At 70.8% G+C, this 15,362-nt stretch carries 11 protein-coding genes; 5 read left to right on the top strand and 6 right to left on the bottom strand.

What is annotated here, in order from left to right; genetic code table 11:
• Positions 1-61: 61 nt before the first annotated feature.
• Positions 62-238: a hypothetical protein gene (locus L6E10_RS24205; protein WP_236221822.1), complete on the top strand. Its 177-nt coding sequence runs from the start codon at positions 62-64 to the stop codon at positions 236-238.
• Here L6E10_RS24205 and L6E10_RS24200 read toward each other — a convergent pair.
• Entirely contained in the window at positions 196-1,500 is a 1,305-nt protein-coding gene (locus L6E10_RS24200) for an MFS transporter (protein WP_236221821.1), read from the bottom strand. The two genes, L6E10_RS24205 and L6E10_RS24200, sit on opposite strands and share 43 nt — an antisense overlap.
• Before the next feature lie 180 nt (positions 1,501-1,680).
• Between L6E10_RS24200 and pdxY the strand changes: the two genes are divergently transcribed.
• A complete protein-coding gene (gene pdxY / locus L6E10_RS24195) occupies positions 1,681-2,532 on the top strand; it encodes a pyridoxal kinase PdxY (protein WP_236221820.1) in 852 nt (283 codons plus the stop codon).
• Between the two features lie 102 nt (positions 2,533-2,634).
• Here the strand turns inward: pdxY and L6E10_RS24190 are convergent, their stop codons facing one another.
• The 4 genes from L6E10_RS24190 to L6E10_RS24175 form a co-directional block, all read right to left on the bottom strand.
• On the bottom strand, positions 2,635-3,912 hold the full coding sequence (locus tag L6E10_RS24190) for a glycosyltransferase (protein WP_236221819.1): 1,278 nt from the start codon (positions 3,910-3,912) through the stop codon (positions 2,635-2,637).
• A gap of 78 nt (positions 3,913-3,990) precedes the next feature.
• Positions 3,991-5,415 carry a cytochrome P450 gene (locus L6E10_RS24185; protein ID WP_236221818.1) on the bottom strand — a complete coding sequence of 475 codons (1,425 nt, stop codon included), beginning with the start codon at positions 5,413-5,415 and terminating at the stop codon, positions 3,991-3,993.
• Positions 5,416-5,518: 103 nt separating this feature from the next.
• Entirely contained in the window at positions 5,519-6,652 is a 1,134-nt protein-coding gene (locus L6E10_RS24180) for an aminotransferase class I/II-fold pyridoxal phosphate-dependent enzyme (RefSeq protein ID WP_236221817.1), read from the bottom strand.
• Positions 6,653-7,055: 403 nt separating this feature from the next.
• Positions 7,056-7,418 (bottom strand): hypothetical protein, encoded by a 363-nt coding sequence (locus L6E10_RS24175; RefSeq protein ID WP_236221816.1) that lies wholly within the window; start codon positions 7,416-7,418, stop codon positions 7,056-7,058.
• A 234-nt stretch (positions 7,419-7,652) separates the two neighbouring features.
• Between L6E10_RS24175 and L6E10_RS24170 the strand changes: the two genes are divergently transcribed.
• Genes L6E10_RS24170 through L6E10_RS24160 form a run of 3 tightly spaced genes read left to right on the top strand, consistent with a single transcriptional unit; the run spans position 7,653 to position 15,103 of the window.
• The gene (locus tag L6E10_RS24170; RefSeq protein WP_236221815.1) at positions 7,653-10,874 is read left to right on the top strand and encodes a hypothetical protein; all 3,222 of its coding nucleotides are present in this window, start codon (positions 7,653-7,655) and stop codon (positions 10,872-10,874) included.
• 2 nt (positions 10,875-10,876) lie between these two features.
• Entirely contained in the window at positions 10,877-14,935 is a 4,059-nt protein-coding gene (locus L6E10_RS24165) for a hypothetical protein (RefSeq protein WP_236221814.1), read from the top strand.
• A 12-nt stretch (positions 14,936-14,947) separates the two neighbouring features.
• The gene (locus L6E10_RS24160) at positions 14,948-15,103 is read left to right on the top strand and encodes a twin-arginine translocase TatA/TatE family subunit (protein WP_236221813.1); all 156 of its coding nucleotides are present in this window, start codon (positions 14,948-14,950) and stop codon (positions 15,101-15,103) included.
• A gap of 60 nt (positions 15,104-15,163) precedes the next feature.
• On the opposite strand, the gene L6E10_RS24155 is transcribed toward L6E10_RS24160, so the two are convergent.
• Entirely contained in the window at positions 15,164-15,331 is a 168-nt protein-coding gene (locus L6E10_RS24155; protein ID WP_236221812.1) for a hypothetical protein, read from the bottom strand.
• Between the last annotated feature and the right edge of the window lie 31 nt (positions 15,332-15,362).

Raw genomic sequence — 15,362 nt, 5'->3', positions numbered from 1 at the left:
GAACCCGGCAGCCCGGGTAGCCAGCACTTCGGACCGACTGCGGACGGCGAGGAGGACAGCAATGGAGGAAACGGACATCCAGGCTCTGCACAAGAAGGCCGAGCTCCTGGGCGTGATCAACCACGACGACTTGGCACCGGACGAGCTGCGCAAGGCCGTCGAGGCACGCCAACACGGCGCCGACCCCCGTCAGGCTCAACAGCACGTCCAAGGCGACACCGCTGCCGACGAACCCTGACGCGAGGCGGCCAGGGCGCGGTTGTTCAGCGCCGGACAGAAGACCAGCGTCACCAGGATGAGGAAAACGCCGGCGACGACATAGGAGACCTGGACGCCGAACGCACTGGCGAGAACACCGCCGAGTGCCGCACCGACCGGCCCTCCGATCATGACCACCAGTCTGCTCGACGAGAGCACCCTTCCCAGGAGCTCATCGGGCACGATCTGTTGGCGCAACGTGCTCACCACGACTTTCTCCGCGGTCATCAGCGCGCCGGTCACCATCATCATCACGGCCGCGACCCACGCGTTGGCGACAAGTCCCAGAACCAGAACGGCCGCGCCCACACCGGCTTTGCCCACGATCATCACCGTGCCGGGGCCGAAGCGCTTGCCGGCGGACGCGGCGGCCAGTCCCCCGAGCGTCGCGCCGACCGCGGTGGCCGTCAGCAACAGGCCGAAACCGAGGTCGGGGAGTTCGAGGACGTCCTCGGCCAGCAGCGCGAGCATCGCGAACTGAGCGGTGGCGGCGACGTTGCCGAGGCAGGAAACCACGGCCAGGGCCCGCAGGGTCCGGTTTCCGGACAACCAGCGGATGCCCTCGACGATGTCGCTCCGCACGCTCTTGCGCGGAGCCCCGGTCGTGTTCTCCGGCTTGGCGTTCGCCCGGATCGAGAAGATCAGCAGACCGCTGGCGGCGAACGAGAGAGCGTTGGCGGCGAACGGCAGGATGTTCCACACCGCGAACAGCGCGGAGCCGAGCGGAGGCCCCGCGAAGTCCTCACCGCCGCTGTCCGCCGCGGCGATCCGCCCGTTCGCCGTGGCCAGGCTCCGCGGATCGCGGGAGACGAAGTCGGGAACGGCCGACTGGGCGGCGATGTCGAAGAAGACCTGACCGACGCCCAGCAGGAGCGCCGCGAGCACCAGCCACACCAGGTCCACCCGCGCGGTCAGGACCAGCACCGCGAGAGCGACCAGGACCACGAACCGGCCCAGGTCGGCCCACACCATCACCCGCCGGCGGTCCAGCCGGTCCACCACGACACCGGCGTGCAGCGACAGCAGCACCCAGGGGATCTCGGCGGCCATCACGACGAGGCTCAAGGCCATCGGGCTGCCGGTGCTCTGCAGGACCAGCAGGGGCAAGGCGGCGGCGTGCATGCCGGTACCGGTGGCCGACACGAGAGTGGCGCCGAAAAGCCTGTGGAACCGGCTGTCCAACCTCACCTTGGCGTCATCAGACCTCTTCGCCGGCACGTCGAGGATTCCTCCCGTCAGCACGCCGGCAACAGACCACGACCTTCACCGTTCGCGGTCGGCTCGGGCACCGGCAGCACACCTGCCGGGCACGGTACCGATGCCGGCGGCACCACTACGACCAGTGCGGGCGGTCCTGCGACACGACCACCGAGGTGGTCCAGCGGTGTCACGACGTCAAGGTGTCCGTTCTAGGCTGGGCGGATGAAGGTTCTGTCCATCCAGTCGGTCGTCGCCCACGGCCACGTCGGCAACTCCGCCGCCGTGTTCCCGCTGCAGCGCCTCGGGGTCGAGGTCGTCCCGATCCCCACGGTGAACTTCTCCAACCACACCGGGTACGGCGCGTGGCGCGGTCCGCTCCTGCCGCCGTCGGACGTGGCCGAGATCCTGCTCGGGGTAGAGGACCGCGGCGTGTTCGGGCAGGTCGACGCCGTGCTGTCCGGCTACCAGGGTGGCACGGGCATCGCCGATGTGATCATCGACGCGGTGCGCAGGGTGAAGGCCGCGAACCCGGCGGCGCTCTACGCGTGCGACCCGGTGATGGGCAACGCCAAGTCCGGCTGCTTCGTCGCGCCCGAGATCCCCGTGCTGCTGCGCGACCGGGTCGTGCCGGTGGCCGACATCATCACCCCGAACCAGTTCGAACTGGGCTTCCTCACCGGCACCGCGCCGGCGAGCGTCGAGGAGACGCTGGCCTCGGCCGACCTCGCCCGCGCGATGGGCCCGTCGACCGTGCTGGTCACGAGCGTCGAGCGGCCCGACCGGGAGGAGGGCACGATCGAGATGCTCGTCGTGGACACCGCCGGGTCGTGGCTCGTGAGCACCCCGCACCTGCCGTTCAAGGCGAACGGGTCCGGCGACGTCACGGCCGCGCTGTTCACCGCCCACTACGTGCAGACCAAGGACGCGGCGCTGGCGCTGGAACGCACCGCGTCGAGCGTCTTCGACCTGATCGACCTCACCTACCGCTCCGGTGAGCGCGAGCTGCGGCTGGTGCAGGCCCAGGAGTTCTACGCGACGCCGCGGATGCAGTTCAAGGCCGAGCAGGTGCGCTGAGCCCGAGTCGCGCGGTCGCCACCCCGTGCGGGTCGGTGCCCGGTCACGAGACCGACAGCACCGGGGTGGCGGCCGACGAACGCGTTGTCGAGCAGCGCGCCGTCAGTTGTGCACGGCCGACTGGATTCCCAGCTCCGCGGCCCAGCGCTCGACGACGTCCGCGGCGGCCGTCCGCACGGTGTTCGCCGAGACCCGTGCGCCGAGCTCCTTCGCCCGGTCGGTGCGGTCCAGCGCCGCGTCCACGGCGGCGCCGAGCCGGTCCAAGGTGATCTTGTGGAACGGCAGGCGCACGCCGGCACCGAGCTTCTCGACGCGCCACGCCCAGTAGGCCTGGTCGGCGAGCACGCCGGCGATGACGGAAGGCAGACCGGCGCGCAGGACGGACGCGGTCGTGCCCGACCCGCCGTGGTGCACGGCGGCGCGGCACCGCGGCAGCACCGCGTCGAAGTCGACGTTGTTCGTGACGTACAGGTGGTCCGGCAGCTCGGCGCCGTCGGCGCCGAAATCGCTCCAGCCGGCGCAGATCAGCCCCCGCAGGCCGCGCTCCCGAGTCAGCCGGGCGATGTCGCGCAGCATGGCCGCGGGGTCGGCCACCGGCGTCGAGCCGAAGCCGAAGAAGACGGGCGCGCTGCCGGCGTCCAGCCAGGCGTCCAGGTCGGCCGGCACCTCTTCGCCGAGGCGGGCCCGCAGGTCGGCGGACAGCGCCTGCCACCCGACGATCTCGTGCCGCGGATGCCATTCCGCCGGCCTCGGCGCGACGTCCTCGCTGTACATCGCCACCGACGGGATCAGCTCCACGCGCGGGGCGCGCTGGAACCTCGGGATGCCGAGCACGTCGCACATCTCGTCGATGTTCGGCTTGCTCTCCTGCCAGAACGCCCTGTCCAGCAAGCGCCAGCTGGCCAGGTTCAGCCAGCGCAGTCGCAGGTCGTGGACAGGCGAGAGGAAGCTCGCGTGGTTCCCCGCGTCGAGGACCGGGTACGGGCTGGACGTGCGGTGCGGCACGCCGAGCGCCTTCGCGAGGCACTCGCCGCGGTACACGGTCGTGATCGTCGAGATCACCAGGTCGGCACCTTCTGCCGCGGTGACGCACGCGTCGATGATCGACCGGTTCGCCTCGCGCTCCTCCAGGGTCATCGCCTTCAGGAACGCGAGGACCTTGCCTTGTGCCATGTGGTTCCGCGCCGTCTCGGAGGTCAGGAGCGCGTTCATGTCCGGCTTCATCGGGACGACGTCGATACCGGCACGAGCGACCCACGCCGCGAGGTTCTCGTTCACCGTCATCACCACCGAGTGCCCCCGGCGCCGCAGTTCGTCGCCGAGCGCCACCATCGGCTGGATGTCTCCCCGCGAACCGTGCGCGAGCATCGCCACTCTCATGGGAACTTCCTTCGCAGTGGTCTGTGAACTCCTGTGCGGAAGCGCCGGATCCCCGGTCTTCCGTCCACACCGGACGTGTCAGGTGATGCGGTCGAGGTGCACGGGGAGACCGCCGGTCGGCGACGGGGTGTTCGACCAGTCCCACCGCGCCCGGTAGCCCTCCGGCAGCCGCCACCGGTGCCGCAGCAACAACTCGTGCAGGATCGTCTTGACCTCCAGGAAGCCCAGCACCATCCCGATGCACTTGTGCGCACCGCCGCCGAAGGGCACCCATGCGAACCGGTGCGCCTTGTCCTCCCGGCGCGGTTCGGCGAACCGGTCCGGGTCGAACGCGTCGGGGTCGCGCCAGTACGCCGGGTCGTAGTGGTTGGCGGCGGGCATGACGACCGTGGTGGTGCCCGCCGGCAGGTGGTAGCCCGTGAGGTCGACGTCGCGGACCGTCCTGCGCACGAAGGTGGGCACGGGCGCGACCAGGCGCAGCGACTCCTTCACCACCAGGTCGAGCGTGGTCAGCCGGTCGAGACCGTCGATGTCGGGTGCCGGCCCCAGGGCGACGGACTCGGCACGGGCCCGTTCCTGCCACTCCGGCCGGCGAGCCAGGTGGTACATCGCCGCCGTCGCCGTGGTGGCCGAGGTGTCGAGCGCGGCCACCATCAGGAAGATCATGTGATCGACGATCTCGGTGTCGGTGAACCGCCGGCCGTGCTCGTCCCGTGCGGAGGCGAGCACCGAGAACAGGTCGCCGCCGGCGCTGTTTCGCCTGGCGGGCAGGTCGGCCTTGAAGTACTCCTCGAGCATCCTCCTGCCCCGCAGCCCCGCCTGCCACCTCCCGCCCGGCACGGGAAACCGCGCCAGTGCCGTGGTGCCGTCGACCGCGGCCTTGAACGCCCGCATCACCGGCTCGTTCGTGCCGAGGGCGCGCGCCATGAACACCTGCGAGCCGATGTCCATGGTGAGCCGGGCCATCAGCGGGTGGGCGGCGAGCCGGGCCGGCAGGTCGTCGAGCACCTCGCGGACGACCTGGCCGGCGACCTCCGCGTAGGCGGCGAGCCGGGGCCGGGTGAAGGCCTGCTGCATGATCCGCCGGTGCTGCAGGTGCTCGTCGTCGAGCATCAGCAGGCCACGCCGGAAGAACGGGTCGAAGAACAGGTTCCACCCGGACTGCGAGAAGGCCTTGTCCTTGTTGGTGAGCACGGCCTGGGTGGCGTCGGCGCCCCCCACCACCGCCATCTTGACGCCGAACGCCTTCATCCACGACACCGGTCCGTACCGCGTCACCCTGGCGCGTTCGAACCGCGGGCCGTACCGCATCCACGCGAGCCCGTGACCGACCAGGGGAAGACCGGCGTCACCGGGCACGGCCCGCAGGCCCGAGCCCGGCGGCGGCGCGGCCAGGTGCCCGGTCCGCGCGGTTCCGCCGCGCAGCACCCGCGACTCCAGCCAGCGCGGCACCGGCGCCGTGCTGATCGACAAGCGGCGCGTCTGCTGTTCGTGAACCGTCATGCCGGTTCTCTTTCCTGTCGCAGGTCGGGTATCGGTGCGTGAGGGCGGGGACGGGCGTCGTGGCCGTCCCCGCTTCGGACGGCTCAGCTCCGCCGAACCTGCGTCAAGAGATCACCCGCAACGCACGGCCCACCTTCTCGAACGCCTCCAACGTGCGCTCCAGGTGCTCAGGGGTGTGCGCGGTGTTGAAACTGGTGCGGATGATGCTCCGCCCCCTGGCGACGGCCGGGGGGATGGCCGGGGTGGCGAAGACCTTCTCGTCCCACAACCCGCGCCAGAACTGGAGAGCGGTGCCCTCGTCCCCGACCAGCACGGGGATGATCGGGCTGTTGGAACCGAGCAGGTCGAAGCCCAGGCCCAGGAGGTTCCGGCGCATGAAGTCGACCTTGGCCCACATCTGCTCGCGGTGCTCGGGCTCGGAGCGGATGACGCGCAACGCAGCGAGACTGGCGGCGATGTTCGGAGCGGGCAGAGCGGTGCTGAAGATGAGCAGCCGTGCGGTGTGCTTGACGTGGTCGATGACGTCGGCCGTGCCCGCCAGGAACCCGCCGACGGACGCGAGCGCCTTCGAGAACGTGCCCGCCACGACGTCGACGTCGTCAGCCAGGTCGAAGTGGACGTGCGACCCTTCACCGTGCGGCCCGAGCACGCCGGTCGCGTGCGCGTCGTCGCACACCACTCGCGCGCCGTACCGCCTGGCGACGTCCACGACTTCGGGAATCGCGCCGATGTGGCCGGACATCGAGAAAACGCCTTCGGTGTAGATCACGCGTCCGCCCGGCAGGCCTTCGTCCTCTTTGAGGAGCCGCTCGAGATCGGCGGCGTCGTTGTGCTCGAAGCGCCGCGGGCGGTTCGCCATCAGCCGCGAGCCGTCGATCATGCTCGCGTGGTTCTCGCTGTCGAAGTACAGGATGTTGCGGCGTCCGCCCAGCGTAGACACGGCCGAGGCGGTCGAGAGGAAGCCGGCGCTGAAGACCAGTGCGGATTCCTTTCCGAGGAAGTCCGCCAGTTCGGCCTCGAGGGTCTCGTGGAGCTCGAGGGTGCCGGTCAGGAACCGCGATCCCGAACAGGACATGCCGAAGTCGTCCACCGCGTCACGCGCGGCCTTGCGCACCCGTTCGTCCTGCGTGAGGCCCAGGTAGTCGTTGGAACCGGTGAGGACGTACTGCTCACCGTCCACCACCACGGTGCCGCCGTCGTGCCGGGCCATGGCCTTGAAGAACGGGTACATGCCCATTGCGCGTGCCTGGTCCGCTCGACGCGGGGCCCGCAGATCGGCGAAAGCGTCCACAACGGGTTCACGAAGGAGGCTCGAGGTGCCTCCGATGATGCCAGTCTCGCCCATGGCCGAACACTCCTGGTTCGTTGCTCCGCGAAAATTCCCGCACGACTGATGAAACAGACGTTATTGCACGGAGCACCAAATTCCGCCCATCGCTCAGTAATCGCACAACCGAAAGGGCGTTTCCTCGTCGGCAGGAATCGCGGATGGTCAAGCCATCCGCCGAATTCGAACGCGAAAGCCGAGAACGTGCATTTGCCGAGCCTTTCGGATGCGCCGCTGGAGACCGGACCACGGCTAGTACGGCGATGAGCGGTGACGGCGCCCCCGTGGCGACCGGGGACGCCGTCACCGGCGATCACAGCTCGCGGATGGCGATGTCCCGAACGCCGTTCCAGCACCATCCCGCGCTCGCCGAGCCCCACCGGTAGGGCGAGGAGGAGACGGCGCCGCTGGTGGCGGTGGACCCACCCACGCACGTGACGACGATGTACCAGCCCGCCTCGCCCGGCCACAGGCCGTTGTAGCAGGACGCGTCACCGTGGGTGAAGCCCGCCGTCACGCTCGTGGTCAGCGTGCAGTACATGCCCCTCTTCGGCGTGGACGTGATCACCGATCCCGGCGGCGCCGCGGTCGCCACCGCGGTCGTGCTCGCGATGACGCCGACGGCGAGTGCCCCCGCCACCACCGCCTGCCCCGCCTTGCGCAGCAATTCCTTCATCATGTCCCTCGTTCGTTCCCCTCGTGGCGCGGTCCCTTGCCGCGCAACGTCATCCTGCGGCCGTGCGCCGCGCCCGTGACAGGACCACAAACGCCGGAACTCCGGCAGACCAGTCCACTGGGGACGGAGTGGCAGTGGTCCTGTGCAGTCCACCGGTTAGTGGACCTGACGGCCGGTGGGGACCGCACACGACGCTGGGGCGTGGTTCATTCCCGGACGTGGTGAGGACGTGCGATGAGCGAGAACGATCTGCCGGCCGACGGAGAGCAGGGCAAGGCGGTCAGCCGCCGCCGGTTCCTGTTCCTGGCCGGAGCGGGCGGCCTGGTGCTGGCGGCCGGATCGTCGGGAGGACCGCCCGACGACGTGATCGCCGGCATCGCCCTGACCGCCACCGCGACCCGGACGCTGCACCTGCGCCGCCGGGAGGACTCGCTCAACCTGCGGATCGACCTGTTCAACGCGGACCTGGTGCGGACCGCCACCGGGTCGGAACTGCGCAAGGTCGGCGCGGGCAGCGCGTTCATGGTGGTGCACTTCCCACCGCAGGCGGTGCTGGAGCAGATGCTCACCACCGCGCTGACGACGGGCAACCTGCCGCTTGCCACGAGGGTGTCGGGGCCGAGCCGGCTCGCCTTCGACATCACCGCGGCCCTGCCCATGGCCACGACGGTCGACGCGTTGCTGGCGTGGACCGCGTTCACGCCCCGGCTGGCCCCGACCGCCACCACCACCCAGACCGCGTCCGCGCTCGTGGCGCCGATCGACACCGAGACCGCCCTGGAGCTGCCGTGGCGCATCCTGTTGTCGCCCAACGAGAACGAGGGCTGGAAACACTCCACCGCCCCGGTGACGCGCAACGGGTGGACCGAGCTGTGGCACACCCGGCTGGGCGCCAGGAACGGCTCCGAGGTCGAGGACGGGCCGCAGGCCCGCGCGATGCGGGCGATCTGGCTCGCCGACCCGCAGATGGCGTCGTGGGTGCGGAGCCCGGGGAGCGTGCCCGGAACCGAAGACATCAACCACGTGCTGATGCCGAAGCAGCGGTTCTCCATTGTCCGGCTGTCGGCTGACCCGACGCTGCGCACCGGGGTCCACCCGTCGCTGCCGAAGCCCGTCGAGGTCTCCGGGCTGACCCTGAGCAGCCTCGGCGCGAGCTTCGAGGCCGAGGGCGCGTGGAGCTACCCGGACCACCCCACCCTGCAGCTCAGGGGCTGGCAGCACCGCGCCACCCTGGGTCGCGACCACCACATGCGCACCGAGAACGCGGGTTACCTGTACCCCTACGGCCACCGCGCCTCGCTGGTCGACGTCGCCGAACGCCGGATCGCCCGTCGTCCCAACCCCGACGGCACCCCGGGACCGTGGTACGCCTATCTGCGACACACCCAGTACATCGTGGTGCAGCAGCGCACGGTCACCTACTGGCAGGACGAAGCGCTGGCACGGGACGGGCGTGAACTGCCGTTCACCTCGATCCGCGTGCTCACCCGCAGGACCCCGGAGCTGGCCACCGGCCGCCAGGACTTCGCCGACCCGGCCAAAGCGGTCAGTTCGTTCGTGCCGAAGGCTTCCAGCGCGCCGACCACGCCGTTCCCGTTCCACCTGCGCGGGATCGACCACGAAGGCGGCGAGGTCGACTTCACCGTGCCGGTGGTGTTCGTGCCGTCCGCAACGGCCACCAGCACCACTTTGCTCAACGACATCCGCAGGACGTACAACACCGGCACCACCGCCGACCCGATCGCCGTGCGCACCGCCGACATGGGAGGCCGCAAGATCGCCCTGGCGGACCGCGGCCCGTACCCGGAAGGCAGCACCACGTCCAACGTGGACCGGATCGTGTTCCACGCCGACACCCTCACGACGGCCGGCCGGGCGCCGTTCCACCCCCGCATGGAACGGGCCGTGGTGCGGCTGCCCGAGGTCGCCGCGGTGACCGGTACCGCGATCCCCGCGGCGGCGTTCGAGTTCGCCGAGCCCTACCTGAGCCACGGCATCTCCCCCGAACCCGGGGAACCCGAAAACCCCGAGGAGAACGTCGGCGCGGTCTACCTGGCACTGCACTCGTCCGCACCGCCGACGCCGTTCGGGGTCTCGCCGGCCAACAGCGGCGGCCTGGCCACACCCGGCGGCAGCATCCAGGCGATCTCGGCCAAGCAGGGCGCGGTCGCCGTCAGGCCGATCGACGTGGCCAAGGAGTTCTACGACCCGGCGCAGATGTTCGGCGACGGCACCAAGGCCAAGTTCCTCGGCGGTGTCCCGCTCAAGGACCTGCTGGCCTCGCCGGAGGATCCGCCCGTGCGCAACCCGGAAGCCGCGCCGAAGATGGGCCATCGCCGCGTGCCCGAACTCGGCGTCGACGAGTTCTCGATGTACTGGATGCCGAAGGTCAAGGCCGCGATGGGCTTCGAGCCCGGGGAGAACACGCCCTACCCGCTCGTCCTGAGCTCCGTGTACAGCGTCCCCTACAAGAGCGGTGTGGAGTCCAGCTGGCGGACCAACGCCGAGATGCGCGACTTCACCCTGCACCTGCTCGGCGAGAACAGCGCTTACCACTGGATCAGCCTGGAGTTCAACCACCTCCGGTACGCGTCGGCCAGCGGCATGAAGACGCAGCTGGACTGCAACCTGCGGCAGGTGAACCTCGAGCAGGCTCTCGAGTTCTTGCAGCCGATCGCCGAGAAGTTCTCGATCCTGGGCGGCAAGCTGGAGATCACCGTGACCTCGGCGGGCCTCAGGGCCGGGTTGCGGTTCCAGCTGCCGGAACTCCCGATGGGCCCGTTCTCGATCGCCGAGACCGCGCTCCACGTCGGCGTGGAGGTCCCGTTCGACGGCACCCCGGTGCGGCTGAACTTCGCGCTCAACAGTCGCGAACGGCCGTTCCAGCTGCGCGTCTTCGGGTTCAACGGTGGCGGCTACGTGAGCCTGGCGCTGGGCGCCGACGGGATGGAACGGCTGGAGATCGGCTTCGTCTTCGGTGCGGGGCTCTCGCTGAACGTGGGCATCGCCTCCGGCATCGTCGAGATCGTCGGCGGCATCAGCTACCTGCTGGAGAAGGTCCAGGTCGTCGAGAACGGCACCGAGGTGGTGCGCCAGCAGGTCGGCCTGGTCGCGTTCCTGCGGATCCGCGGGGCCCTGAAGCTCTGGGGCTTCCTCACCGTGTCGGTCGAGTTCTACATGGGCCTGACCTACCTGCGGAAGACCGACGGCAGCTCGGTGCTCTTCGGTGAGGCGTACGTGACCGTGTCCGTCGAGTGCTTCTTCGTCAGCGAGACGTACACCCTCCGCACCCAGCGCGAGTTCTCCGTGTCCCCACCGCCTTCGGCGAGCCGTTCCGCCGGCGGGGACCGCCTGGCCCTGGCGGCGCCGACGATGCCCGCCCACCCCTTCGGCGCCGCCTTCACCCAGCAGGACTGGGCCGGCTACTGCGCCGCGTTCGCACCACTGGGAGCCTGATCATGAGCAGTCAGACCATCACCTGGACCGTGCTGCCCAACGGGCTCACCCCCGCCCTGGACAGGGTCTTCTTCTCCGTGCACGTCGCGCCGCGACTGTCGACCGCGCCCGACCCGGCCGGCTCGCTGAACGACTTCGCGGACTGGCACGACTGGCCGGGCAAGGTGTCCGCGGCGACGTTCGGACTGGAGTTCCCCGGCGTCCTCGACCGGAACGGCGCTCCTCTGCGCGTCTCGGCCAGACGCGTGTCCACGCCGGTGAGCAGGCACTGGAAGGCGCTTTTCCCGCTCTCGTCGAGAGTCGCGGGCCACAAGCTGCCCAAGATCGTCAAACGGCGCCTCCGCTCCTACCCCACCCGGCACGTGCGTGATTTCGTCAACCAGCGCTACGGCCTGTTCGGCGCGCGGTACCCCGAGCAGTTCCCGCCGCTGAACGACCTGGCGGCGGCGGACGCGTTCGGTCCCGTCGGGTTCGAGTTCGACAGCGACCGGACCGGTCCCGGCCTGCAGCGCAAGGAGCGGCTGCGCACCGCGCTGGAGAAGCTGTTCACCCTCGACTCGCAGGACCCGGCCAGGTGGGCGGTACCGTTCCGGCCGGGCGACGCCGCGACCGCCGACGGCATCGGGACGTCGTTCCTGCAGGCCGAGCGGTTCCACCGCAGGCGCGAGCCCGTGGCCGGGGATCCGCCGAGGCTGGATCCGCCGAAGCTCGACTTCCACCAGGTGGTCTCGATGACCCGCGAGCACAACCACCTCCAGCGGCTGCTGGGCCTGGTGCTCGACTTCGAGTCGACCGACCCCGCCCTGCTGGCCCTGGCACAGGGCAACGAGCGGGACACCGAGGTCCGCGTGGTCACCGACCTGAAGCCGGTGCTGGGCGGCGAGGCCGAGGTGCACGTGCGGCCCCTGATGCGGTGCCGCGTGGGCAAGGGCGCGAGAGGCCACGTGTTCACCGCGATCCCGGACGCCGACAGCGACCAGCGCGACCGGATGCTGCGGGTGGGCGACACCGATCGGTTCGCCGTGGTACAGGTGGACCCGGACAACGCGGCGCTGGCCGTGCGCCAGTTCGCCGACACCGTGACCCGTGCGCGTCACGAACAGGGCGGGCAGGTGGTCAAGCGCAGCGGGGTCACGCCGGACACGCAGGCCCTGCCGGCGCTGCACACGGCCGGGTTCTCGGTCGGCAGGCTGTCGCGGGCGTCCCAGCTGGCGCAGAAGGCCGACCGGAACCAGAAGAACAACGACGCCGCGTTCAAGCCGGACGGCGGGAAGATCACCGACGACATCACCCTCAACGCCGACGACGTGGTCCGGGGCTACCGGTGGGACGTGCGCGACGAGACCACCGGGAAGTGGTTCTCCCTGATGTGGCGCGACGGCTCCTACGTGTTCGTGCGCACCGCCGGCGAGGAGGTCGGGGTGCTGGAGGAGACGGCGGCGCAGACCGCGCTGACGACCTCCGGTGCCGCCGGCGACGAGGACCTGTACGTCCAGGAGTCGCTGGTGCACTGGGCGGGCTGGAGCCTGGCCGTGGGCCGGCCCGGCAAGGGACTGGCCGCGGACAACGGCCTCGCCGACAACGAGGGGCCCGGGGACCAGGACTTCCAGTTCCGCACCAGGTTCAAGGCCCGTGCGCTGCCGCGGCTGCGGTTCGGCAGGCGGTACCGGCTGCGGGCGCGGGTGGTGGACATCGCGGGCAACTCGGTGACCGCCGAGCAGGCCGACGCGATGACCGACTCGGCGCTGAGCACCGCGGTGGAGACCTTCCGCCGGTTCGAACCGGTGCCGGCCCCCGAGGTGCTGCTGCGGTCGGTGCCGGGCGAGGCCGAGTCGCTGGAGGTGATGGTGCTGCGCGGCAACACCGGCGGCGACACCGCCGTGGGCACCGTCGACCGCCACGTGCTGCCGCCCCGCACCACGGTCCGGGTCGCCGAACAGCACGGGATGCTCGACCGGACCGCCGACGGCAGGCCGATGGACGCCGTCGCGTACGCCGATCTGGCCACCCGCGACGCCGCCGTGCTGGAGCAGCACGCCTCGGCGCGCACCCTGCCCGCGCCCAAGGACGACCACTGGTACTACGACACCGACACGCTGCCCGTCCCCTACCTGCCGGAACCGCTGGCCAGGCGCGTCCTGGTGCGCGGGCTGCCCGGCGGCACCACGTCCACCACGATCGTCGCGGCCGACCCGGCCACCTGGCCCAGTGCCAAGGGATTCCGCATCCGCCTCCAGCAGGGCGCGCCGGGCTGGTCGTGGAACGGCACGGAGCGCGTGCTGACCGTGCGGCTGATGCCGGGCGACAGCTACCAGCTCCAGCTCTCCGCGCAGTTCAACTCGGCCGACCTGGACCTGATGGCGCTGTGGCCGCTGGTCGAGAAGGGCGCGACCGACTGGAACACCGCCCACCCGTCGGAGCAGGTGAACCTCACCGCGCTCCGGGAGTCGGTCGTCGGCGGACGGCACTGGATGTTCACCCCCGCCAGGACGCTGACCCTGACGCACGCCGTGCGCACACCGCTCGCCGTGCCGGGCATCGGCTCGGTCACCGCCAGGCGGCCGGTCGAGGGCCAGCTCGGCTCGACCTGCGCGGTGCTCGGGCCGTCCATGACGGTCAGCCGCAAGAGCACCGGCAGCGTGGAGTTCGCCGGCCGCTGGAAGATGCCGGTGGACGACGGCGTGAGCGCCGTGGAGCTCGAACGCGAGTTCCGGGGCGCCCCGGTCACCGTGGTGGTGGACCGGACGCTCGGGCCGGCGCCGGACACCGAGACGGTGGAGTTCCAGGCACGGCACGAGTTCGGTGACACGAAGCACCGCCGCGTGCGGTACGAGGTGCGGGCGGTCACCCGCTTCAGCGAGTTCTTCCAGGAGCACCGGGAGGTCGCGTTCAGCGGGGCGGAGCACACCCTCGGCGTGCCGATCGACCCCGCCCACCTGGTCGTGGTCGACAAGCACAGCCAGCAGCGGTACCACCCCGGCCCGCTGGGGAGCACCGCGGACAAGGCCTCCGGCGACTACGTGATCACCAACGCGGCCACCGGCACGTTCCGGCGCACCGACGGCGGCAGGCTCACCTCGCCCCGCACGCTGGAGGTGTCGTTCGTCCGCCCGGAGACGCGCAGCGCGGCCGCGGTCATCGAGCAGAACATCCCCAGCACGGCCCGTCCCGCCGCGCCCAAGATCCGCCAGATCGTGCCGATCTTCCAGTGGGAGAGCCCCGCACCCGGCCAGAGCGTGCGGCGCGGCGGCGGGCTGCGGGTGTACCTGGAGCGACCGTGGTTCTCCAGCGGTGCCGGGGAGAAGCTCGCCGTCCTGATGTGGCCGGACGTGGTCAACGACGCGCCCGAACACATGCGCGGCGTGGTGACCGCGTGGGGCGCCGACGGGGCGATGCATTCGACCGTGATGCCCGACGACGTGACCACGAGCTCCTTCCCGCAGGCCGCCGTCTACGGCTCGGGCTCGCACATGACGGTGCCGGAGTTCCCGGCCACCGAGCTGAAGTTCGCCGCGTACGACGTGGCCTACGACTCGGTTCGCGGTCTGTGGTTCTGCGACATCCGCGTCACGAAGGCGGGTGACGAGCGGCTGCAGAACTACTTCCCGTTCGTGCGCCTGGCGCTGGCCCGCTACCAGCCCAGCTCGGTGCCCGGCTGCGCCCTGTCCTCGGTGGCGACCGCGGACTTCACGCAGCTCGCGCCGGACCGGACGGTCGTCGTGACCGGCACCGGCGACACCCGGACCGTCCAGGTGACCGGCCCCGGTCCCCTGCACACCGACTCCGGCCGGCTCAACGAGGTCCGGGTCACCGTGGAGCGGCAGCTCGACGGCGTGACCGACCCGGTGCTGCGCTGGCAGCCCGCCGCCGGGAGCGTCGCCGGCACGATCTCCAACCCGACCAGCGCCAACGGCATCCAGACCTGGACCGGCACGGTCCTGCTGCCCACGGGGGCCGGTGCGCTGCGACTGGTCGTCGAGGAGTTCGAGGTGCACCGCGACGGCAACGGCGGCACCGCCGCCACCCGCCTGGTCCACACCGACACCGTCCCGCTGGCCTGAGAGGAGAGCGCCGTGCCACTGGGTACGACGGAAGTCTTGCTGATCCTGCTGGTGGTGGTGCTGCTGTTCGGCGCGAGCAGACTGCCGAAGCTGGCCCGGTCCCTCTCGGACGCGCGCCGGGAGCTGCGCCGCGGCGGCGACGAACACGACCGCGACGACGGGAGATAGCGCGAAACGGCCGGTGCCGTCCCCTTCCGAGGAAGGGGACGGCACCGGCTTGCAGATGACTCAGGGCCTGCTGCTCCCACCGGCGCCGTCGTTGTCGGCGTACATGGACACGGGGACGCCCGCGTCGTGCGAGTCGCCGGCGGCCGCTGCCACCGCCTGACCCGCGGTGATGGCGAGAGCGGCGGCCAGGACCACTGCGGCGGCGGCCGCTGATTTGCGGATGTTCACGAGAACTCTTCCCCTCGGTTCTTCTTCCGTT

Source organism: Lentzea sp. CC55 (assembly GCF_021056325.1).
Taxonomy (GTDB): domain Bacteria; phylum Actinomycetota; class Actinomycetes; order Mycobacteriales; family Pseudonocardiaceae; genus Lentzea; species Lentzea jiangxiensis.
This window is presented reverse-complemented; position numbering and strand designations above follow the sequence as displayed.